We start from the raw sequence: 20,675 nt of genomic DNA, 5'->3' as shown, positions 1-20,675 counted from the left end.
TATGCGCCCGTTGATTGTTTTCAGCCTGATTTCGGTGTTGCTGCTCACGTTTTACATCCGCGAGGGCGAGGCAGGACCGATTCATGCCGTGCGCTCGGGCGTGACGACGATTACCTCGCCGGTGCGCTTTGTGGGCTCGGCTGTGGCGGCTCCCTTCAATGCGATCGGTAACGTGTTCTCTAACCTTACGGCGTCGCAGGACACGCTTGACGAGCTTAAGAAGCAAAACGAGGAACTGACCTCTAAGGTTGCCGAGCTCTCCGAGGCTCAAAAGACCGCCGAGCGACTGGAGGGGCTGGTCGGCCTGCAGTCGACCTACAACCTCAAATCAACCGCAGCTCGTATCATCGGCGCTTCGGGCGATGCCTGGACCTCGACCGTCACCATCGATAAGGGTTCTGCCGACGGTCTTACCATCAACATGCCTGTGACGAGTTCTGCCGGTGTCATAGGCCAGATTATCGAGGTCTCGGCCAAGACGTCCACCGTGCGCCTGATTGGCGATGAGAACTCGGGCGTGTCCGCTATGGTGCAGGACACGCGCGCCCAGGGCATGCTGCAGGGTCAGGCTGACGGCACGCTGCGTCTTGAGTACGTGAGCGTCGATTCCGACGTTAAGGTTGGCGACATCATCGTGACCTCGGGCATTGGCGGTGTGTTCCCCAAGGGTCTACCGCTCGGCACCGTCTCGTCTGTTGAGAAATCGGCTAACGACGTGTACTACACCATTGTGGTGCGCGCCCAGACGACGGCCGAGAACAACGAGGAAGTGCTGGTCATTACCTCGCTGACCGACGAACAGTCGGCCTCGGATGAGGACGTGAATACGGCCAACAGCACGCCGCAGGGAACGTCGCGCGATGCTGCGACCAAGACGAAGGACGAGAGCCCGGATGACAGTTCCGACACGTCCGAGACGACCGATTCCGGCTCGAGCGAATAGGGGGCATGTCCATGGATCTACACGAGCAGGGGATGAGCTCCCGCACGTTTGTAATCGCCGCCATTGTGTGCGTGCTGCTGCAGGCAGGCCTGGCACCGCAGATCTCCATTGCGGGCGGTCGCGTCAACTTTATGATTATCCTGGTGTGCCTAAGCGTGTTCTCGGGCGACCCGACCCGTGCCGTCGTGTGCGGTTTTTGCAGCGGCTTGTTCTATGACCTTTCCGCTGCCGTGCCGGTGGGCGTTATGTCGCTCCTGCTGACCGTGGGTTCTTTTGCCCTGGTGCATAGCGCTGCCGGTCAGACGGGCGGTGCCCCGAGTGCGCGCGGCATCACGGTGGGCGCCTTCGCGTTCGTCATTAATGTGATCTACAGCATCATCTTGCTGTTTATGGGTTTGGAGACGAGCTTTGTCGTGGCGATCTTCGGCCATGCGCTGCCGTCTTCGATCCTGACGGGTCTGGTTGCCATTCCGTTTTTGATGTCCGGCGTCGTGCCGCAGTCCGGTTATGGATTCTCCGCACGTGGCGGACGCCAGACGGGCATGCGCTTTAAGCCCAAGACCCGTAAGCTCAAATAGGGGAGGCTCGTAGATGTCTTCCCAGATGACGGTTATTATCGCCGGTATCGTGCTGGTTGTGGCTATCGTGGTCGCACTGGTCATTATGCGTCGCGGCGATTCTCGTTTTACCTACGATACGCAGCATGGGACGGCCCCGCGCGCCACCGAGGGCGAGGGCAATACCGCGGCGACCGCCTTTAAGGGCCGCTTCTCCATCCTCACCACGGGTGTGGGCGCGATGTTCGCGGCGCTTGCCGTCAAGCTGTGGGGCATGCAGATGGTCTCGTCGGACTATTACGAAAAGCAGGCTAATAGCAATCAGACGCGCACCGTTACCACACCCGCTGTGCGCGGCCGCATCCTCGACCGCAATGGCGTGGCGCTTGTCCAGAACCGTCCCTCACTTGCTGTCGTGGCCTACCGCGACCTTGCCGAGGATGAGGTTCTGGTTCGCCATCTTGCCAACGTGCTCGGTATGCCCTACGTGGCGGTGCTGCGCAATATTCAGGACAATTCCGAGGGCGCTCAGAGCCTGCATACCATCGCGACGGACGTCCGTCGCTCCACGGTTGCCTATATTCAGGAGCACGCCGGCGAGTTCCCGGGCGTCAAGATTGCCGAGCGTACCGAGCGCCAGTATCCATATGGCGAGACGGCATGCCATATCTTGGGCTATACCGGCACCATTACCTCCGAGCAGCTCGAGGCCCAGAATAAGAAAACCTCTGGTGATGATGATGCTTCTGCTGGCCGGATTACGTACCAGTCGGGCGATATCGTGGGCCAGGCGGGTGTTGAGAGCTACTACGAAAACCTGCTGCAGGGTATTCGTGGCGAGCAGACCGTCAAGGTCGATGCCTCGGGCAATGTGACCGGTCAGGCCGGCGCCGTGCCCGCCAAGGCCGGCTCCGACATTAAGCTCACGCTCGATCTTAAGATCCAACAGGCCTGTGAGACGGCGCTGGCGAGCGCCATCGAGCTTGCCAAGACCACTGGCTACAGCAATGCCGGCAACGGCGCTGTGGTGTGTCTCGATCCCAACAATGGCGAGATCCTGGGCATGGCGAGCGAGCCCAAGTTCGATCCGTCCGTCTTTATCGGCGGCGTCTCAAATGACGTGTGGACCGAGCTCAATGATGACAAGGGTTCGCACCCGCTGCTCAACCGCGCCATTAGCGGACAGTACATGTCGGCTTCGACCATCAAGCCGCTCTCGGCACTGGCCGGTCTTGAGTTTGGAACCTACACTTCAACGCAGACAACCAACTGCACGGGCTATTGGACGGGCCTGGGCAAGGCTTGGGGCAAGCGCTGCTGGCTGACGTCTGGCCACGGCACCATGACGCTGCAGTCGGGTATCGCCAACTCGTGCGACCCCGTCTTCTACGACATGGGCAAGGCCTTCTTTTATGACGAGCAACATTCCGAGGGCCTGCAGGAGGTCTTTCGTCGCTGGGGCCTAGGCAAGACCTGCGGTATCGATCTGCCGAGTGAGGGCGCGGGCCGTATTCCCGATGCCGAGTGGAAAGAGTCGTACTTTACCGACGCCTCTGCCGAGGACCGCAAGTGGAATGCCGGCGATATGACCAACATTGCCATCGGCCAAGGCGACATCCTGGTGACGCCCCTGCAGATGGCGTGCGCCTATATGGGTCTTGCCAACGGCGGCAAGCAGTACGTGCCTCACGTGTTTTTGTCTGCCGTGTCGCGCGATGGCGACGGCGATGCCTATAAGTACAACGGCAAGGGCAAGAAGAAGCGCCTGGAGGCCAAGATCAACAGCGATTCGGATTTGACTCTTGTTCGCAACGGCATGCACGACGTGATTTACACGGCATCGACGTCCCTGGCGGCTCACTTTGGCACCCTGACGCCGCAGGTGTACGGCAAGTCGGGCACGGGCGAGAAAAGCGGCGAGGACGAATACGCGTGGTTCTGCGCCTATGCACCGGCCGATGATCCCAAGTATGTCATCGCTACTGTCCTGGAGCAGGGCGGCGGTGGTTCGGATACCGCGATGCATGTCGTGCGCGACGTGCTCGGCGTGATTTATGACGAGCCCGATACCTCTTCGGCCTCGGGCGATTCTTCGGTTCGATAGGAGGTTGCGATGGATTTTTCTCCGGCGGATCTGTTCCGTTCAACCAAGACCGGCTCTCGCAGCAGCCTGGACCGCGTCAACAAGCAACTTTCGGCCTCGCGCGGTACGTTTCGCCAAAAGGTGCATATCGGTGTGCTGCTGGCTACCGTCGCGCTCGTTGCCTATGGCGCCATCATTATTTGGTCGGCGTCACAGTTTAAGGCCGACGCCTCATTCTCGCGCCACCTGCTGGGCATTGGCATTGGCGCGGTGCTTGCGGTGCTCGTCTGGCGTACCGATCTGCGCGGCATCTCTAACTTCTCGACGGCGCTGCTCGTCATTGACCTTATTGTGATCTTCTCGCCCAAGATTCCGGGCCTGTCCTATACGGGCGGTCTGGGCATGACGGGCTGGATCAAGATTCCCGGTATCGGCTTGACATTCCAGCCGGTTGAGCTTGCCAAGCTCATCACCATCTTCTTTATCGCCACGCTTGGCTCGCAGTATAACGGCCGCATCGATACCGTTCGCGACTACGTCAAGCTCTGCGGCATGCTGTCCATTCCGTTTTTGGCCGTCGTCGCCATGGGCGACCTGGGCTCGGGCCTGGTCGTGCTGGTCTCGGGCGCCATCGTCATCTGCATGAGCGGTGCACGCCGCGAATGGGTGCTGTCGACCCTGGCCCTGCTCGTGGGCCTGGTGGCCCTCGTCCTGGCGCTCGATTCGGTCTTTGATTCGTTGCTCGGCCACGATGTGCTCATCAAGCAGTATCAGATGAACCGTCTGACGGTCTTTATCGACCCCGATAATGCCGATTCGGACGATGCCTACAACCTGCAGCAGTCGCTTATCGCCGTTGGCTCGGGCGGCTTCTTTGGTAAGGGTTTGGGCCATGCGACGCAGTCGGCCGGCGGCTTTCTGCCCGAGTTCCACACCGACTTCGTCTTCGCCTTCCTGTCCGAGACCTTTGGCTTTTGCGGTTCCTTTTTGCTCCTGTGCCTCTACGTGCTGCTGATCTTTTCGACGATTCGCGTCGCCTTTAAGTGTGAGTCGCTGTTCTTGCGCCTATCGTGTGTGGGCATCGTTGGCATGTGGGCGTTCCAGACCTTCGAAAACATCGGCATGTGCATCGGCATGATGCCGATTACCGGTATTCCGCTACCGTTTATTAGCTTCGGTTCTTCTTCGATGATGATTCAGCTGCTGACGGTGGGTATCGTACAATCCATATGGCGGCATCGTTCGGGCGCCGCGTAACCGCTGGAGGGGTTTGCTATGAAAATTCCCGTAGATAAGCTGACCCGCGCTTTTAAGATGGGCGCGTCCGTTAAGAAGGATTCCGATACGCCGGTGCGCGTCTCGGTCTATTTGGATTCGTCCGCCTCGCGCTTTCTGGCCGAGACGGTGCGTGACGCCTTTGTACCGCAGACGACCTCGGGCATTGTGCGCGTCGAGCGTCTGGGGGAGGAGCGAATTGCTCCAAAGACCGATACCGATGTGGTACTGGTGCTCTCGTGTGGTTCCGACCGCTTGGAGAGTGCCGTGCAGGAGCTCGTGATCGCCGGCGCGCCCGTGTGCGTGCTTGCCGAGTCTGCTGTGGAGGTGCCGTTTATCGAGGAGTCCACGCCCATGCTCGGCGTGGTAGCGGCAACCGATAAGACGTATCTGCTCGAGACGCTTGCCCGCTGGATTCTCGATCGCACCGAAAAGGAAACGGCTTTTGCGGCGAACTTTGCCTTCATGCGCATCGCGGCGGCCAATCGTATCATCACCTCGTGCGCGCTCACCAATATGGCGACCGGTGCGCTGGTGTTTTTGCCGGGCGCCGATTATCCCGTTATGGCGCTGGCGCAGGTGGGCATGCTCTTTGAGCTCGCTGCCGTCTTTGGACGCGGCATTAAGCCTGAGCGCGGCTACGAGGTCGCTGGCGTGCTTGCCGGCGGTCTTGTGATCCGCGCGGTCACCCGCGCGCTCGTCAAGCAGACGCCGCATATTGGGTTTGCCGTCAAGGCGCTCACTGCTGCTGCGGGCACCTATGGCATGGGCCGTGCGCTCGTTTCGCTCTACGAGCGCGATGTCGACTACAGCCGTGCCAACGAGGTGGTCACTGCCACGTTCTCCCGCGTTCGCGATCTGGTGACCACGGTCGCGGGCGCTACCCGTCCTATGGCGTCCTACCAAGACGCATCCGATCTCGCTGCTTAGGGGTTTTCCGTTGCGCGTTCCGTATCAAGACTGCTTTCATTTAATTGAGCCGCTGCTCGCCAAGGTCGAGAAGCCGAGTCGCTATATCGATCACGAGTGGGGCACGCTTTCCAAGGCCGATGCCGACTACCGTTGCTGCTTGATCTACCCGGATGTGTACGAGGTTGGTCTGCCCAACCAGGGCATCGCCATCCTCTACAATATCCTTAACCAGGCCGAGGGCATCTCCTGCGAACGTGGCTATGTGCCGTGGCCCGATATGGGTGACGCCATGCGCGAGGCGGGTATTCCGCTGCTGTCGCTCGAAGGTGCTGCCCCCGTCGCTTCGTTTGATATCGTCGGTCTGCATGTGCCGCACGAGATGGCGGTGACGAACTTCCTCGAGGCTCTCGACCTCGCTGGCATTCCGCTGTTAGCGGCCGACCGAGGCGAAGACGACCCCATCATCATCGCCGGCGGTCCCTCGGTGTACAACCCCGAGCCGTACGCGGCCTTTTTCGATGCCATCCTCATCGGCGAGGGCGAGGAATCGCTGCTCGAGACCTGCCAGCTGCATCGCCGCCTGCGTGACGAAGGGGTCCCGCGCGCGCAGATTGTTGAGCAGCTTGCATCCATTGCCGGCAACTACGTGCCGTCGCTCTATGAGGTTCGTCACGACGAGCCCTGCTCGCCGCATGGCTACACCGTGCCGCGTGAGGGCAAGGATGCGCCGACCGTGGTCTACAAGCGCGTCGTCGAGGATTTCGGCGCCACGAATCCGCTGTCGCAGTCGTGCGTACCCTATGCGCAGCTGGTCCACGACCGCCTGTCTATCGAGATCCTGCGCGGCTGCGCCCGCGGCTGTCGCTTTTGCCAGGCCGGCATGACGTATCGCCCGGTGCGCGAGCGCTCGGCCGACCAGATCGTCTCGTCGGTGATTCAGGGTCTGGAAAAGACCGGCTATGACGAGGTGTCGCTGACCTCGCTCTCCACGACCGACCACTCCTGCATTCGCGACGTGCTCGGCAGGCTCAACCGTCGCCTGGAGGATACGGGTATTCGCGTGTCTATTCCGTCGCAGCGCCTGGATTCGTTTGGCGTGGATATGGCCGAGTCGGTCGCCGGCGAAAAGAAGGGCGGCCTGACGTTCGCACCCGAGGCCGGCAGCCAGCGCATGCGCGACATCATTAACAAGAACGTGACCGAGGAGGACCTGGACCGTGCGGCCAAGGCGGCCTTCGAGGCCGGCTGGAACCGCATGAAGCTCTACTTTATGATGGGCCTTCCCGGCGAGCGCGACGAGGACATCGTGGCCATCGCCAATCTGGCCGATCACGTGCTGGAGCTCGGTCGTTCCGTGGTGCCCAAGGCTCGTCGCGGCTCGATCTCGGTGTCCATCTCGGTTTCGGTCTTTATCCCCAAGGCTGCCACGCCGTTCCAGTGGTGCCCACAGCTCGACTACGACGACGTCAAGCGTCGCCAGAAGCTGCTTATCACGAGCGTTCGCAACCGTGCCGTCCGCGTGCATTACCACGATGCCGAGACCTCGCTCATCGAGGCCGCTCTGTCCCGCGCCGGTCGTGACATGACGCCCGTCATCATCGATGCTTGGCGCGCGGGCTCTCGCTTTGACGCCTGGGTAGAGCATTTCTCGCTCGATAACTGGAAGGAGGCTGCTGCCAAAAACGGCATCGACCTCAATGAGCTCGTGCACCTGCCCTACGAGTTGGACTGGCGCCTGCCGTGGGAGCACGTGAGCCCCGGCTGCACGCGCGGCTTCCTCGAGCGCGAGTACCGTCGCTCGCTCGAGGGTGTCACGACTCCCGACTGCACCCGCACGTCGTGCACCGGCTGCGGAATCTGCCCCACGCTCCACGCCAAGAATGTATTGATGGGTGATCGCGCATGAGTGAGCGCCTGACCGAAAACCCCACGCTCTTTAGACTTCGTGTTCGCTATGGCAAGCGCGATCGCCTTAAGTACCTGGGCCATCTCGAAGTAATCCATACCATTGAGCGCATCGTGCGCCGTGCGGGACTTCCCTATGCCGTCACGCAGGGCTTCTCTCCGCACATGCGCGTGGGCTTCTCTTCGGCGTTACCGGTGGGTACGTCGTCGACCTGCGAGTGGTATGACCTGTTTATGACCGAGTTCGTGGCGCTCGACGAGGCGTTTGGGCGCCTGGCTGCGGCGTCTCCGGCCGATCTGGCGCCCATCGAGGCGGCGTATATCGACGTGCGCACGCCGGCGTTGACGGCGCAACTCACGCGTCTGTCGTATCGCATCGACCTGCACTTGGATCCCGAGGCGCCCGTAAGCGCCGACGAGGTGCGTCGTGCGATCGACACGCTGCGCGCGGACCATGGCATCGACTACGCGCGCGGCAAAAAGAGCAAGCGACTTGATCTGGACCATACGCTCGTTGGCTATGAGCTCACGGCGGGGGAGTGTGAGGACCATCTGGTGCTCATGCTCGACACCCATGCCGACAACGAGGGCTCCATGCGTCCGGAAATTTTGCTTTCTGCTGCTGATGTTTTGTTGCAGGGCTTGACCCCGGGCGTGGATGCACCTATTGTTTCCACCGGTATGCAAGACCTCGTGACCATCTGCTCCTACGATGTCGAGCGTCAGAATCAAGCATGCGAGGACGACGAGGGCCGACTCGTCAGCCCCATACCTGTGCGAACTTGTGGATTTGCTCCACATACTCGTTGACGGGGGTATTTTCGCCTGCTACTATATTCGGCTGTTGCACTAACTGATGCATGAAGGGCAAGTAAACATGTACGCAATCGTTAACACGGGCGGCAAGCAGTACAAGGTCGCCACCGACGATGTCATCACCGTCGAGAAGATCGAGGGCAATGAGGGCGACAAGGTCACCCTGCCGGTCATCTTCCTCAACGATGGTAAGAAGATCGTCACCGATCCCGACAAGCTGGCCAAGGCCAAGGTTACCGCTCAGATCGTTGAGCAGTTCAAGGGCGAGAAGCAGCTGGTCTTCAAGTTCCACAAGCGTAAGCGCTATCGTCGTCTGAAGGGTCACCGTCAGCAGCTCACCAAGCTGAAGATCGTGAAGGTCCAGGCTACGTCCCGCGCCAAGAAGGCTGTCAAGGCAGAGGCCGAGGCTGTTGCCGAGGCTCCCGTCGCCGAGTAGATTACACTCGTAACGAAAGAGTAGGTATACACAATGGCACACAAAAAAGGACTCGGTTCCTCCCGTAATGGCCGTGACTCCCGCGGTCAGCGCCTTGGCACGAAGCGCTATGCCGGCCAGACGGTAACCACGGGCACGATTCTCGTCCGTCAGCACGGCACGCACATCCACCCGGGTGAGAACGTTGGCCGCGGCAAGGACGACACGCTGTTCGCGCTGGTCGACGGTACCGTTGAGTTCCACAAGGGTATCAAGCACAGGGTCAGCGTACGCCCGCTCGCGAACGCGTAATTTACCCTTCATAGAGCACATATGTGGGAGGCACTTGAGTTTTAGGATTCAAGGGTCTCCCTCTTTTTGTAGGAGGCGATTCTGTTGTCACAGTTCACCGATATCAGCCGCATTAACGTGTGCGGCGGCGACGGCGGAGCCGGATGCATGTCGTTTAGGCGCGAGGCATTTGTCCCCAAGGGCGGCCCCGATGGCGGCGACGGCGGTCGTGGCGGCAATGTTGTCATCCAGGCCGATGCTCAGCTGTCTTCGCTGATCGATTACCGCTTCAAGCATCACTTCCGCGCCGAGCGCGGCACGCATGGGCAGGGTGCCCGTCGTAACGGTAAGAGCGGCGAGGACCTGATCCTGAAGGTTCCCATGGGTACCGTGGTGCGCGAGCTCGACCCCGAGACGCAGACCCCGATGTTCGAGATTGCTGACCTGGTGCACGATGGCGAGCGCGTTGTCGTGGCGCCCGGCGGTGTCGGTGGCCTGGGCAACACGCACTTTGTGACGTCGGTGCGTCGCGCGCCCGCGTTCGCTCAGCTGGGCGAACCGGCCGAGGAGCACTGGATTGAGCTTGAGATGAAGCTTATGGCCGATGCCGCGCTCGTGGGTTTCCCCTCGGTGGGCAAGTCCTCGCTTATCGCGCGCATGAGTGCCGCCCGTCCCAAGATCGCCGACTATCCGTTTACAACGCTCGTGCCGAACCTCGGCATGGTGCGTGCCGGTGAGTATTCTTACGTCGTTGCCGACGTTCCTGGTTTGATCGAGGGCGCGAGCGAGGGCAAGGGCCTGGGCCACCAGTTCCTGCGCCACATTGAGCGCACGGCGCTCATCATGCATGTCGTTGACATGACGGGCGGGTTTGAGGATCGCGATCCGGTCGAGGATTACCGTATCATCAACCGTGAGCTCGAGCAGTATGGCGCCGAGCTTTCGGAGCGTCCGCAGATCGTCGTCGCCAACAAGTGCGATGCGCCGGGCACGGCCGACAAGATTGCCGACCTCAAGCGCGCCGCGCTCGACGATGGACATATGTTCTTTGCCGTGTCCGCCGTGACGGGCGCCGGCCTCAACACGCTGATGCTTGCCGTGGGCGAGCAGGTGGCTAAGCTGCGTGCCGAGTTGGTGGTCTCCGCTGAGCCAGTCGATCTGCGCGACGAGGAGTGGGAGCGCCGCCGTCTGCAGCGCGAGAAGCGTTTCCGCATTGTCCAGGAAGAGCCCGGTGCCTTCCGTGTGGTTGGTCGCGCGATTGAGCGCATGGTCATCCAGACCGATTGGGAAAACGAGGAAGCTGTCATTTATCTACAGCACAAGTTTGCGCGTATGGGTGTTGACGACGCGCTCGAGAAGGCCGGTTGCCGTGCGGGCGACGAGGTCCGCATTTGCCAGCGCGCCTTTGACTTTGAGGGCGCTGAGGACTTCTCGGAGTACGAGGAGCTCGAGGACGCTGGCGAGGACGTTGCCGTTGAGGCCCTTGACGTGACCGATGCTCCGGATGAGGGCGTCGAGGTTGTCGATGCGGCGGATGTCGCGGACGATGCCGAGACCTCGGAGGGCGAGTAAGCCATGTCGCTGCGCGGTGGAATCGGTTTGCCCGAGCTGCCCATAAAAGAGGGCAAAGAGTTTCGGCTTGGCATTATGGGCGGCACATTCGACCCGATTCATTACGGGCACCTGGTGACTGCCGAGCAGGCGCGCGAGTCGCTCGACTTGGACGCTGTGCTCTTTATGCCGGCGGGCTCTCCCGCCTTTAAGCTTGACAAGCCGGTGACGCCTGCCGAGGACCGTTATGCCATGACGGTCCTCGCCACCGCCGCGAACCCGGCCTTTTTGGCGAGCCGGTTCGAGATTGACCGTCCGGGCGTAACCTATACGGCCGATACGCTTCATGCCCTTCGCGACTTTTACCCGCCGCAGGTAAAGCTCTACTTTATTACGGGCGCCGATGCGATTATCGATATTGTGACCTGGCATGATGCCGAACGAATTGCTGAGCTTGCTACCTTTATTGCGGCGACGCGACCGGGCTTTGATATCGATACGGCGCGTGCCCGAATCAAAGAGTCGGGGCTGCCGTTCGACGTGCGCTATATTCAGATTCCGGCGCTGGCGATCAGCTCGACGAACATTCGTAAGCGAGTTGCCCGCGGCATGAGCGTGCGCTATCTTACGAGCGAGTCTGTGCTCGGCTACATTCGCAAGCGCAGTTTGTATGTCGATCTGGGTCAAGAAGATTTTGAGTGATGGGGGCTACGTTGTCGGTAGAGGATCAGTTTGAGGGCGATGAGCGCGCGCTGCTCAAGCGCATTCAAGAGCTGCTCGATGTTCGCATGAAAGATAAGCGCAAGCGCTATGTGCATTCGCTGGGTGTTGCCGAGACCGCACTTCATCTGGCCGAGGTCTACGGCGTTGACCGCTTTGATGCCGCTGCCGCCGGCTTAATTCACGACTGGGACAAGGTGCTTTCCGATGATGAGCTCGTGGCCCGCGCGCTTCACTATGGCATCAAGGTTGTCGGCTCTCCTTCCGCCGCGACGCCGCTTTTGCATGGCCCTGTTGCCGCCTATGAGCTTCCGCAGCTTTTTCCCGAGCTGTCACCGGCCGTTTTCCAGGCTGTCGACCGTCACACCGTGGGTGCCTGCGACATGACGCCGCTCGATATGGTGGTCTTTGTGGCAGATGCCATCGAGCCCAACCGCCACGGCGACTATGCCCATGCGCTGCGCAAGATGGTGGGGAAGTCCTCGCTCGACGAGTTGTTCTTCTCCTGTTTTGCGCAGGGTCTGGTCTATGTGATCCAGTCCGGGCGCTATCTTTATCCCACGGCTATTACGATTTACAACCATTACGCCCAGCTGCGCTAGCTCGGGTGTGTCTAGAAAGAGGTATTCCATGGCCGACGAGACCATGACTGACGAGCAGATTCTTGAAGGTGTGGAGCACAAGAGTTTCGTTGCCACGTCCGACCGCACCGCCGCCTCGCTGTCCGCGAGCGGTGTCGCCGCCGAGGATGTCGCCCGCGCCGCCGCGCAGGCCGCCTACGACAAGAAGGGCGAGGACGTGCAGGTGCTCAACCTGACCGAGCTTTCCGACGTGTGCGACTACTTTGTGCTTGCCACCGGTACCAACAACCGCCAGGTCGATTCGATTGTCGACGAGATCGAGGAGAAGGTCGCCGAGGCTTGCGGTGAGCATCCGTTCTCCATCGAGGGCCGCGAGCAGAAGATCTGGATGCTCATGGACTACGGCTCGGTCGTCGTTCACGTCTTCACTCCCGAAGCCCGCGACTTCTACCGTCTAGAAAAGCTCTGGGGTGACGCCCCCCAGCTCCCCCTCGACCTCCTCTAGTGGCTCATTTGATACGGGGCTTTTAGTTAGCCTCGCGCATTTTGCCGGGCAGTTGCGGTTTTCCGTACCTGCCCGGCTTTCTTTTTGCTCAAAGGCGGTTAATCGCTGAAGCGGGATTGGCGGCCGAAGGATAGGGCGGTGTCGCCGAACTTGTCTCGGACGGCATCGATCGCGACGGAGAGGTCGCGACGGTCGCTCGATTGGGCTCCGCGGTCGTCGACTTCGCAGAACAGGTCGGTCTGGATGCCGCCTTGGTGGTCGAAGTCGCTCATACCGATGCCTGCTAAGCGAACATGCATGCCTTCCTGCCAGATGTTGTCGAGTAGCTCGAGCGCCACGGCCACGAAGATGTTCTCATCGTCGGTCGGATGAGGCAGCCGGCGCTGTGCCGTACGCCCGCTTCCATACGAATACTTGAGCCTGAGCGTTACCGTGCCGCCCGTCAGTCCCTGACGGCGCAGGCGGCGTCCAACCGACTCACCCAGCAGCGCAATCGCCGCTTCGATGTCCCCGCGCTCAGTCAAATCTTTCGCAAAGGTGCGTTCATTGCTGACCGACTTGACCTCGCGCCCTTCATCGAGACTCGTGACTTCGGAGATTTCGAGTCCCAGCGCACGCTGGCGCATGCGTTCGCCGTTGACGCCAAAAATAGAGGCCAAGGTGGATTCCGGTGCACGTGATAGCTCGCCGAGCGTGTAGATGCGCATGCGGCGCAGTCGCTCCTCGGCCGAGCGCCCGATGCCGCTCATGGCAGATACCGGCAGCGCGGCCAAAAAGCGCTGCTCGGTTCCGGGGCGCACGATGGTCAGCCCAAACGGCTTATCCCGCTCGCTTGCGATCTTTGCGACCGTCTTGTTGCAGCCTACGCCAATGGAGCACGTCACTCCCAGCGCTGCCACGCGGTCGCTTATACGCCGTGCAACCAGCAGCGGGTCCTCGGGCGCAAAGCGACCCGGTGTGATATCGATAAAGGCTTCGTCGATCGATACGCGCTCAACGCGCGGCGTCTCCTCGGCAAGAATCGCCATGACCTGCGCGCTCACCTCGCGATAGCGATCAAAGTGCCCGTGCGTCCAAATGGCTTGCGGGCACAAGCGCCGTGCCTCGGCTGAGGGCATGGCGGAGTGCACGCCAAAGCGACGTGCCTCGTAAGAACAGGTGGACACAACGCCGCGGGAATCGGCGTCTCCGCCCACGATGAGCGGCTTTCCGCGCCATTCGGGATGATCGAGCATCTCCACGCTCGCAAAAAACGCATCGAGGTCCATCAGGCCCACCGCCGGACCCGTCCAGGGAGGCGGCGTGACGCCCATGGCATCCTCATAACCGTATGTATGTTCGCGTCTTTCCATGTCATGAGTATACCGCGCAGCTCATGTGGGGTGCGTGTATGTGCTTGCAAATCGCGAATTCTTGTCTAAGATATGGATTTGCCTTCGACTACACCGAAGAAGTTGGTCTCACGGACTTCACCTGCCCGCGTCGATGGCGTATTATGTTCAACTGTTTGTTTGTAGTTGCAGCCTAAAGCTGCTTGGTTGGAGGAGTTTCCTTTGGCAGTCAAGATTCGCCTTGCTCGTCACGGCGCTAAGAAGCGTCCGTACTACCGTGTCGTCGTCGCCGATTCCCGCGCCCCGCGTGACGGTCGTATCATCGAGGAGGTTGGCCGCTACAACCCGATGACCGCCCCCAAGACCATCAACCTCGACCTCGAGAAGATCGCCGACTGGCAGTCCAAGGGCGCTCAGCTCACCGACGCCGTCGCCGCTCTGGTCAAGGCCGCCAACGAGGGCGAGAAGACCGAGACCGTCGTCAAGAAGTCCAAGAAGCAGCTCGCCAAAGAGGCCGAGGCCGCTAAGGCTGCCGCTGAGGCCGCTGAGGGCGCCGAGGAGTAAATCGTGCCTGAGGTTGACGCTGCACAGCTCGAGGGTGAGGCAATGCTCTCAGATCGCATCGCCGATCTCGTCGAATATCTCGTTGTTCAGATCGTCGACGACCCGGATTCCGTGAGCCTTGAGGTCATCGATGGTGACGACGCCTCTACGATCGAGGTTTCGGTCGCCGAGGATGACGTCGCTAAGGTCATCGGCCGTCGTGGCCGTACCATCAAGGCCATTCGCACGCTCGCCCGTGCACTGGCCGCTCGCCTCGACACTGCTGTCGAGGTAGAGGTTCTGGGCTAGGACCTTGAGGTTCCAGTACAAAAACATCGCCCGTGTGGTCAAGCCGCACGGAAGGAAGGGGGAGGTCCTCGCGCAGCCGCTGCGGGGGCTTCCTTCTGTATTAGAGCCGGGTATGCGCGTCGCCCTGACGCCGCCGGCGCTCAAGCGCGACCGCTTTTGCACGGTCGTGTCCGTCACCGATACGGGCGATGGCGATCTGGTCTCGTTTGAGGGCATTGACGACTTGACGGCCGCCGAGGGCATCACGGGATGCTATGTGTTGGCAAATCGTGACGATTTTGAGCTCGATTCACTCGACGCCGCCTATTCCGACCTGATGGGTCGCGAGGTGGTCGACGAGCGCTTCGGTTCACTCGGTACGATCGTCGAGATCATGTCGACGCCCGCTAACGATGTTTGGGTTGTCGAGGGCGATCGGTACGGCGAGGTACTGATTCCCGTGATCGAGCAGGTTGTGCTCGATCTTCCCGACACAGGAACAATTTCCGTCCACGTTATGGACGGCCTGATCGATATGGACAAGTAGGGAGGACAACATGCTGATTGAGACCCTTTCGGTCTTTCCCGAGATGTTTGAGCCCGTCATGTCCACATCGATTTTGGGCCGCGCCCGCAAGGCCGGCCTTTTTGATTTTAAGGCGTATAACCTGCGCGACTGGACGCACGACCGCCATCGTACCGTCGATGACGAGCCGTACGGCGGCGGGCAGGGCATGCTCATGAAGGTCGAGCCTATCGCCGAGGCCATCGAGGCCATTAGCGCGGAGGGCCCCAAGCCGACGGTGGTGTTCTTCACCCCGTGCGGCGAGCCTTTTACGCAGCATGTGGCCGAGCGCCTGCTCAAAAGCGAGCGCCTGCTGTTTGTGTGCAGCCGTTACGAAGGTGTCGACGAGCGTGCCTATGCGTATGCCGACGAGCGCCTGTCGATCGGCGATTACGTGCTCACGGGCGGCGAGCTTCCCGCTATGGTCGTTGCCGATGCCGTCGTACGCCTGATCCCCGGCGCCCTTGGTGATGAGATGAGCAACGTCGACGAGTCGTTCTCGACCGCCGAGGACGGAGGCCTGCTCGAGTACGCGCAGTACACCCGTCCCGCCGAGTTCAACGGCGAGGGCGTGCCTCCGGTGCTTGTGAGCGGCGATCACGCCAAGGTCGATGCCTGGCGTCGCAAGAACGCCATCGAGCGCACCTGCCGCTGGCGTCCGGACTTGATCGAGACGGCGCGGCTCACGCCCGAGGAGCGCGCTTACGCGCAGGTGATCCTTGACGCTTCGTATTCGCAGAGCGAGGAGTGAGTATGGTTCCTACGCAACATTCCGCGTTGAGGGGCGCTTTTGAGTGGATCGCGGTCATCGCGATCGCACTGGTCGCCACCTTCTTGATTCGCTCGTTTGTGGTCGAGCCCTTTGTAGTGCCCACCGGTTCCATGGAGGACACGATCGAGATCGGCGATCAGATTCTGGCGCAGAAGGTGACGCTCGAACTCGGACAGCCCGTCAAACAGGGCGATATCGTGGTGTTTCACAACCCCGATGCCACATCCGAGCATGACGTGCTGGTAAAGCGCGTCATCGCCACGGCCGGCCAGACGGTCGACCTTCAGGACGGCAAGGTCGTCGTTGACGGCCAGGCGCTCGACGAGGACTATACGACGGGCATGAGCTGGCCGCTTTCGGTCCAAGCGCCTGGCGCCCAGGTGAGTTATCCCTACACCGTTCCCGACGGGTGCGTGTGGGTGATGGGCGACAACCGCGAAAACTCTGCCGACTCGCGCTACTTTGGTCCCGTCGATCGCTCTGATTTGATCGCTGTGGCGCTTGTGCGCTACTGGCCGCTCAACCGCATCGGCGCTATCGACTAAAAACCGCTATAGTACAGTACCTAACCGTGTAATCGTTTCGACGAGGGGATATTAGAGGCATGAACGCTTCATCGCTTTCCTTCCAAGACATCATCCTGCGCCTCCAGCAGTACTGGGGCGAGCAGGGCTGCGTCATTATGCAGCCCTATGACTCCGAGGTCGGTGCCGGTACCTTCCATACCGCGACCACGCTGCGCTCGCTCGGTCCCGCCGAGTGGCGCACCTGCTATGCGCAGCCTTGCCGCCGTCCCGCCGACGGCCGCTACGGCGAGAACCCTAACCGCATGCAGCACTACTATCAGTTCCAGGTGCTCATCAAGCCGTCGCCGGTCAACGCCCAGGAGCTCTACCTGGGTTCGCTGGCCGCCATTGGCCTGGACCCCAACGACCATGACGTCCGCTTTGTCGAGGACGACTGGGAGAGCCCGACCCTGGGCGCCTGGGGCCTTGGCTGGGAGGTCTGGCTCAACGGCATGGAGGTCACGCAGTTTACGTACTTCCAGCAGGTGGGCGGTATCGAGGTCGACCCCGTGCCCGTCGAGATTACCTATGGCCTGGAGCGTATCGCCATGTACGCCCAGGGCGTCAACTCGGTCTACGATCTGGTGTGGAGCTACCTGCCCGATGGCACGCCCATGACCTACGGCGACGTGTTCCTCGAGAACGAGCGCGAGTTCAGTGCCTATAACTTTGAGGTCGCCAACGTCGAGATGATGCGTCAGAAGTTTGACGACTACGAGGCCGAGTGCCATTCCTGCCTGGAGCGCAAACTGCCGCTACCGGCGTACGACTGCGTCATGAAGTGCAGCCATGCCTTCAACCTGCTCGATGCCCGTGGCGCCCTGTCCGCGGTCGAGCGTGCCAACTACATCCTGCGCGTCCGCGCCGTCGCCAAGGCGTGCTGCGAGGCCTACATGGCCGAGGTCGCCGGAGTCAACGAGAATGCCGACCAGGAAGGCGAGGTGGCGTAAGCCATGGCAGACGCTAAGGATTTCCTGTTTGAGATCGGTACGGAGGAAATGCCCTCCGCACCGCTGAACAATGCTGTCAAGCAGCTTGGCACCATGATCGCCAAGGGCCTCGACGAGGCCGGTCTGGCCCATGGCGAGGTCCGCGTGATCTCGAGTCCGCGTCGTCTGGCTGCGCTCGTGGCCAACGTCGCCACTGCGACCGATGAGGTTCACGAGGTCAAGCGCGGCCCCGCGGCAAACATTGCCTTTGATGCCGACGGCAACGCCACCAAGGCCGCACAGGGCTTCGCCCGTAAGTTCGGTGTGGCTGCCGAGGACTTGGTCCGTCGTGAGGACACCGACGGCCGCGAGTATGTGTTCGCCGAGAAGAACATTCCCTCCGCACCGGCTACCCCGATCCTGACGGCCCTGTGCGAGAAGACTATCGCCGGCCTGCAGTGGCCCAACTACCGCAGCCAGCGCTGGGGGCACGAGCACGCGACGTTCGTGCGTCCGGTCCGCTGGATTTGCTGCCTTCTGGGCGAGGATATTGTGCCTGTGTCGTTTGCCGACGTGACGAGCGGCAACACCACGCGTGGCCATCGCGTGCTTGGCCCCGGTGACCATGTTGTCGCTAGCCCCGCCGTCTACGAGCAGGTGCTCGAGGACGCCGGCGTGCTTTCTGCCGAGCGTCGTCGTGAGGCCATCCTTGCCGGTATCGCCGAGGTCGAGGCCGCTCGCCCCGGCTGCCATGTCGACACGCCCAAGAAGGTCTTTGAGGAGGTCATTAACCTCTGCGAGTGGCCGACGGTGCTCGTCGGTACCTTCGACGAGGAGTTCCTCAAGGTCCCGCACGAGATCATCTGCGAGTCCATGCTCACCAACCAGCGCTACTTCCCGATCTATGACGGCGAGGGCAAGCTTACGCGTGAGTTCGTGGTCGTCTCCAACAGCAAGCCCGAGAACGCCGAGCGTGTGATCGACGGCAACGAGCGCGTCGTGCGCGCCCGCCTGGACGACGCCAAGTTCTTCTACGAGGAGGACCTGAAGATCTCCCTCGACGAGTTCCGCGAGCGTCTGGCCAAGGTCGCCTTCCAGGAGAAGCTCGGCAGCGTGCTCGCCAAGTCCGAGCGTGTTGAGCAGCTCGCGCTCGCCATTGCCCGTGAGGCCCATCTGGGCGCCCACCTGGCCGCCGACGCCGCTCGCGCCGCTCACCTGTGCAAGGCCGACCTGGTGTCCAACGCCGTCGTCGAGTTCACGAGCCAACAGGGCGTGATGGGCGGTTATTACGCGACCGCGATGGGGGAGAACGACGAGGTTGCCCACGCCATTCGCGATCATTATCGTCCCCGCTTTGCCGGCGACGAGCTGCCCGAGGGCACCGCTGGCTGCATCGTGGCCTGCGCCGACAAGCTCGATACCATCGCCGGTATCTTTGCCATCGGCGAGCCCCCGACTGGCTCCTCCGATCCCTACGCGCTGCGTCGTGCCGCTATCGGTATCATCAACATCCTGCGCGACCGTCTGCCGATCGATCCCACGTCGCTCATCGACTTTGCGCTCGAGCTCTATAGCGAGCAGGGCATTGAGTTCGACGCCGCCGAGGTCGCGCAGCAGGTTCGTGACTTCTTCCATGGCCGCCTGGTGAGCATGGCCCGCGACGAAAAGATCCCGGCCGATACCGTTGCCGCTGTCTCCGCGGTGCACATTATCGCCCCGTCCGTCTTCTTCGCCCGCTGCGCCGCCCTCGACGAGGCCCGCAAAAACGACGCTGAGACGTTCGACAACCTGGCTACCGCCTATGCCCGTGCCGCGCATATCTCGAAGCCCGAGCTGGGTGCGGAGTACGACCGCGCCCTGATGGGCGAGGCCGAACTCGCGCTCGCCGACGCCTCCGAGGCTGCTCAGACCGCTGTCGATGCCGCCCTTGCTGCCGAGGACTACCCGGCCGCATTTGCTGCCCTCGCCGCCCTGCGTGCCCCCATCGACCGCTTCTTCGACGAGGTCATGGTCATGGACAAGGACGAGCAGCTTCGCGATAATCGCCTTAAGCTGCTCAACCGCTTCGAGGCCGTTTTCTCCGGCATCGCCAACATCGGTGAGCTTGCCCGCAAAAAGTAAGCCAGCCTGCGCATAAGCGCAAAAGGAGCCCCGCATGGATTGCCCGGTCACCGCTCGTCCCACCGTTATCGTTATCTCCGATTCGCTCGGCGATACCGCTTGTGAGGTGGTGCTTGCGGCGTCCGGGCAATTTGATGAAGGGGCTTTTCGTCTCTTGCGCCTGCCCAAGGTGACCTCGGTGGAGCAGGTCAAGTCATTTGTGGGGCCGCGCGTCGATGCCGACCATCGCGATGTCGCCGTGTTCCATACCATTGTCGATCCGGCGCTTCGCGCCCGCGTGCTCGATTACCTGGGTATGCTGCATATCCGTTCGGTCGACCTGATCGGCCCGACGCTTGCCGTGCTGTCGTCGCTCATCGGTATGCCGCCCAAGTGCGTTGCGGGCGTGATTCACAAGACCGATGACCGCTATTTCCATCGTATCGAGGCCATGGAGTATTTCGTTGAGCACGATGACGGTCGTGGTTGCGACGATCTGTCGGGTGCCGATATCGTGCTGCTGGGTGTGTCGCGTACATCCAAGACGCCGCTGTCGATGTATTTAGCCTATCAGGGCTACAAGGTCGCCAATGTCCCACTGGCGCATGGCATGGAGCCGCCCAAGTCGATTTACGAGGTTGACCCGATGCGCCTGTTCGGCTTGATTTCGACCGTCGATGTGATTTCCGAGATTCGCGATAGCCGCTTGGGCGACGACTACGCCCGCGCCGTCGCAGGCTCCTATGCCGAGCCCGAGAGCGTGCGTAGTGAGCTTGCGGAAGCCCGCGCGCTCATGAAACGCCTGGGCTGCTTTGTAGTGCGTACCGACGGCAAAGCCATCGAGGAAAGCGCTGCCGAGATCATTGCTCATCTCGAAGAGATTCAAGAGGCAAGAGCCCGCCGTGCCGCCCGCCGCGCTCAACAGCAGTAGTCCTTTCTGTGACGATTTTTCTGGGACGGGGATTAAAAAATCATTAGGTACTCAATGATTTTTTAAGGCTCTGTTAGACCAGGATTGACATTCCGC

At 61.3% G+C, this 20,675-nt stretch carries 22 protein-coding genes; 21 read left to right on the top strand and 1 reads right to left on the bottom strand.

Annotated elements, in window-relative coordinates:
• Position 1 precedes the first annotated feature (1 nt).
• From mreC to rsfS, 13 genes are all read left to right on the top strand, one after another.
• Entirely contained in the window at positions 2–943 is a 942-nt protein-coding gene (mreC, locus tag DWX39_RS08220; protein WP_117759294.1) for a rod shape-determining protein MreC, read from the top strand.
• 11 nt (positions 944–954) lie between these two features.
• The gene (locus DWX39_RS08215; protein WP_117583249.1) at positions 955–1,521 is read left to right on the top strand and encodes a hypothetical protein; all 567 of its coding nucleotides are present in this window, start codon (positions 955–957) and stop codon (positions 1,519–1,521) included.
• Positions 1,522–1,534: 13 nt separating this feature from the next.
• Complete coding sequence (gene mrdA / locus DWX39_RS08210; protein WP_055249986.1) at positions 1,535–3,604, top strand: penicillin-binding protein 2; 2,070 nt, start codon at positions 1,535–1,537, stop codon at positions 3,602–3,604.
• Positions 3,605–3,613: 9 nt separating this feature from the next.
• Positions 3,614–4,840 carry an FtsW/RodA/SpoVE family cell cycle protein gene (locus DWX39_RS08205; RefSeq protein WP_055249988.1) on the top strand — a complete coding sequence of 409 codons (1,227 nt, stop codon included), beginning with the start codon at positions 3,614–3,616 and terminating at the stop codon, positions 4,838–4,840.
• Between the two features lie 18 nt (positions 4,841–4,858).
• Complete coding sequence (locus DWX39_RS08200; RefSeq protein WP_055249990.1) at positions 4,859–5,788, top strand: YcjF family protein; 930 nt, start codon at positions 4,859–4,861, stop codon at positions 5,786–5,788.
• 10 nt (positions 5,789–5,798) lie between these two features.
• Positions 5,799–7,676 carry a TIGR03960 family B12-binding radical SAM protein gene (locus DWX39_RS08195; protein WP_055249992.1) on the top strand — a complete coding sequence of 626 codons (1,878 nt, stop codon included), beginning with the start codon at positions 5,799–5,801 and terminating at the stop codon, positions 7,674–7,676.
• A complete protein-coding gene (locus DWX39_RS08190) occupies positions 7,673–8,485 on the top strand; it encodes a TIGR03936 family radical SAM-associated protein (protein WP_117759292.1) in 813 nt (270 codons plus the stop codon). The genes DWX39_RS08195 and DWX39_RS08190 overlap by 4 nt, the downstream gene beginning before the upstream one ends.
• Positions 8,486–8,552: 67 nt before the next feature.
• Entirely contained in the window at positions 8,553–8,927 is a 375-nt protein-coding gene (gene rplU / locus DWX39_RS08185; protein ID WP_035138585.1) for a 50S ribosomal protein L21, read from the top strand.
• A gap of 33 nt (positions 8,928–8,960) precedes the next feature.
• Positions 8,961–9,218: a 50S ribosomal protein L27 gene (gene rpmA / locus DWX39_RS08180; RefSeq protein WP_006236075.1), complete on the top strand. Its 258-nt coding sequence runs from the start codon at positions 8,961–8,963 to the stop codon at positions 9,216–9,218.
• An 84-nt stretch (positions 9,219–9,302) separates the two neighbouring features.
• Positions 9,303–10,769, top strand: coding sequence for a GTPase ObgE (gene obgE / locus DWX39_RS08175; RefSeq protein WP_199411476.1), 1,467 nt, complete (start codon positions 9,303–9,305; stop codon positions 10,767–10,769).
• 3 nt (positions 10,770–10,772) lie between these two features.
• A complete protein-coding gene (gene nadD / locus DWX39_RS08170; protein WP_055249998.1) occupies positions 10,773–11,450 on the top strand; it encodes a nicotinate-nucleotide adenylyltransferase in 678 nt (225 codons plus the stop codon).
• A gap of 86 nt (positions 11,451–11,536) precedes the next feature.
• Positions 11,537–12,070 carry a bis(5'-nucleosyl)-tetraphosphatase (symmetrical) YqeK gene (gene yqeK, locus DWX39_RS08165; RefSeq protein WP_199411477.1) on the top strand — a complete coding sequence of 178 codons (534 nt, stop codon included), beginning with the start codon at positions 11,537–11,539 and terminating at the stop codon, positions 12,068–12,070.
• Positions 12,071–12,098: 28 nt separating this feature from the next.
• Positions 12,099–12,554, top strand: coding sequence for a ribosome silencing factor (rsfS, locus tag DWX39_RS08160; protein WP_117759286.1), 456 nt, complete (start codon positions 12,099–12,101; stop codon positions 12,552–12,554).
• A 98-nt stretch (positions 12,555–12,652) separates the two neighbouring features.
• On the opposite strand, the gene dinB is transcribed toward rsfS, so the two are convergent.
• Positions 12,653–13,906, bottom strand: a complete 1,254-nt coding sequence (gene dinB, locus DWX39_RS08155; RefSeq protein WP_199411475.1) for a DNA polymerase IV — start codon at positions 13,904–13,906, stop codon at positions 12,653–12,655.
• A gap of 201 nt (positions 13,907–14,107) precedes the next feature.
• On the opposite strand from dinB, the gene rpsP reads away from it, so the two are divergent.
• From rpsP to DWX39_RS08115, 8 genes are read left to right on the top strand one after another with little or no spacing between them, the layout of a single operon-like run.
• A complete protein-coding gene (gene rpsP, locus DWX39_RS08150) occupies positions 14,108–14,449 on the top strand; it encodes a 30S ribosomal protein S16 (RefSeq protein WP_022094749.1) in 342 nt (113 codons plus the stop codon).
• 42 nt (positions 14,450–14,491) lie between these two features.
• Entirely contained in the window at positions 14,492–14,737 is a 246-nt protein-coding gene (locus tag DWX39_RS08145; protein WP_171021534.1) for a KH domain-containing protein, read from the top strand.
• A gap of 4 nt (positions 14,738–14,741) precedes the next feature.
• A complete protein-coding gene (gene rimM, locus DWX39_RS08140) occupies positions 14,742–15,263 on the top strand; it encodes a ribosome maturation factor RimM (protein ID WP_117759282.1) in 522 nt (173 codons plus the stop codon).
• A gap of 10 nt (positions 15,264–15,273) precedes the next feature.
• Positions 15,274–16,032 (top strand): tRNA (guanosine(37)-N1)-methyltransferase TrmD, encoded by a 759-nt coding sequence (gene trmD, locus DWX39_RS08135; protein ID WP_089573450.1) that lies wholly within the window; start codon positions 15,274–15,276, stop codon positions 16,030–16,032.
• 2 nt (positions 16,033–16,034) lie between these two features.
• On the top strand, positions 16,035–16,598 hold the full coding sequence (lepB, locus tag DWX39_RS08130) for a signal peptidase I (RefSeq protein WP_089573451.1): 564 nt from the start codon (positions 16,035–16,037) through the stop codon (positions 16,596–16,598).
• 59 nt (positions 16,599–16,657) lie between these two features.
• Positions 16,658–17,569, top strand: coding sequence for a glycine--tRNA ligase subunit alpha (locus DWX39_RS08125; RefSeq protein ID WP_006236091.1), 912 nt, complete (start codon positions 16,658–16,660; stop codon positions 17,567–17,569).
• A gap of 3 nt (positions 17,570–17,572) precedes the next feature.
• The gene (gene glyS / locus DWX39_RS08120) at positions 17,573–19,669 is read left to right on the top strand and encodes a glycine--tRNA ligase subunit beta (protein WP_117759280.1); all 2,097 of its coding nucleotides are present in this window, start codon (positions 17,573–17,575) and stop codon (positions 19,667–19,669) included.
• A 34-nt stretch (positions 19,670–19,703) separates the two neighbouring features.
• Complete coding sequence (locus DWX39_RS08115) at positions 19,704–20,579, top strand: pyruvate, water dikinase regulatory protein (RefSeq protein ID WP_117759278.1); 876 nt, start codon at positions 19,704–19,706, stop codon at positions 20,577–20,579.
• Positions 20,580–20,675 lie beyond the last annotated feature (96 nt).

The organism is Collinsella sp. AF19-1LB (assembly GCF_003459655.1).
Lineage (GTDB): Bacteria > Actinomycetota > Coriobacteriia > Coriobacteriales > Coriobacteriaceae > Collinsella.
This window is presented reverse-complemented; position numbering and strand designations above follow the sequence as displayed.

Bases quoted from the DNA above. Each gene is read 5' to 3' on its own strand.
- mreC (WP_117759294.1), top strand. From the start codon at position 2: ATGCGCCCGTTGATTGTTTTCAGCCTGATTTCGGTGTTGCTGCTCACG.
- DWX39_RS08215 (WP_117583249.1), top strand. From the start codon at position 955: ATGGATCTACACGAGCAGGGGATGAGCTCCCGCACGTTTGTAATCGCC.
- mrdA (WP_055249986.1), top strand. From the start codon at position 1,535: ATGTCTTCCCAGATGACGGTTATTATCGCCGGTATCGTGCTGGTTGTG.
- DWX39_RS08205 (WP_055249988.1), top strand. From the start codon at position 3,614: ATGGATTTTTCTCCGGCGGATCTGTTCCGTTCAACCAAGACCGGCTCT.
- DWX39_RS08200 (WP_055249990.1), top strand. From the start codon at position 4,859: ATGAAAATTCCCGTAGATAAGCTGACCCGCGCTTTTAAGATGGGCGCG.
- DWX39_RS08190 (WP_117759292.1), top strand. From the start codon at position 7,673: ATGAGTGAGCGCCTGACCGAAAACCCCACGCTCTTTAGACTTCGTGTT.
- rplU (WP_035138585.1), top strand. From the start codon at position 8,553: ATGTACGCAATCGTTAACACGGGCGGCAAGCAGTACAAGGTCGCCACC.
- rpmA (WP_006236075.1), top strand. From the start codon at position 8,961: ATGGCACACAAAAAAGGACTCGGTTCCTCCCGTAATGGCCGTGACTCC.
- nadD (WP_055249998.1), top strand. From the start codon at position 10,773: ATGTCGCTGCGCGGTGGAATCGGTTTGCCCGAGCTGCCCATAAAAGAG.
- yqeK (WP_199411477.1), top strand. From the start codon at position 11,537: ATGAAAGATAAGCGCAAGCGCTATGTGCATTCGCTGGGTGTTGCCGAG.
- rsfS (WP_117759286.1), top strand. From the start codon at position 12,099: ATGGCCGACGAGACCATGACTGACGAGCAGATTCTTGAAGGTGTGGAG.
- dinB (WP_199411475.1), bottom strand. From the start codon at position 13,906: ATGGAAAGACGCGAACATACATACGGTTATGAGGATGCCATGGGCGTC.
- DWX39_RS08145 (WP_171021534.1), top strand. From the start codon at position 14,492: ATGCTCTCAGATCGCATCGCCGATCTCGTCGAATATCTCGTTGTTCAG.
- trmD (WP_089573450.1), top strand. From the start codon at position 15,274: ATGCTGATTGAGACCCTTTCGGTCTTTCCCGAGATGTTTGAGCCCGTC.
- lepB (WP_089573451.1), top strand. From the start codon at position 16,035: ATGGTTCCTACGCAACATTCCGCGTTGAGGGGCGCTTTTGAGTGGATC.
- DWX39_RS08125 (WP_006236091.1), top strand. From the start codon at position 16,658: ATGAACGCTTCATCGCTTTCCTTCCAAGACATCATCCTGCGCCTCCAG.
- glyS (WP_117759280.1), top strand. From the start codon at position 17,573: ATGGCAGACGCTAAGGATTTCCTGTTTGAGATCGGTACGGAGGAAATG.
- DWX39_RS08115 (WP_117759278.1), top strand. From the start codon at position 19,704: ATGGATTGCCCGGTCACCGCTCGTCCCACCGTTATCGTTATCTCCGAT.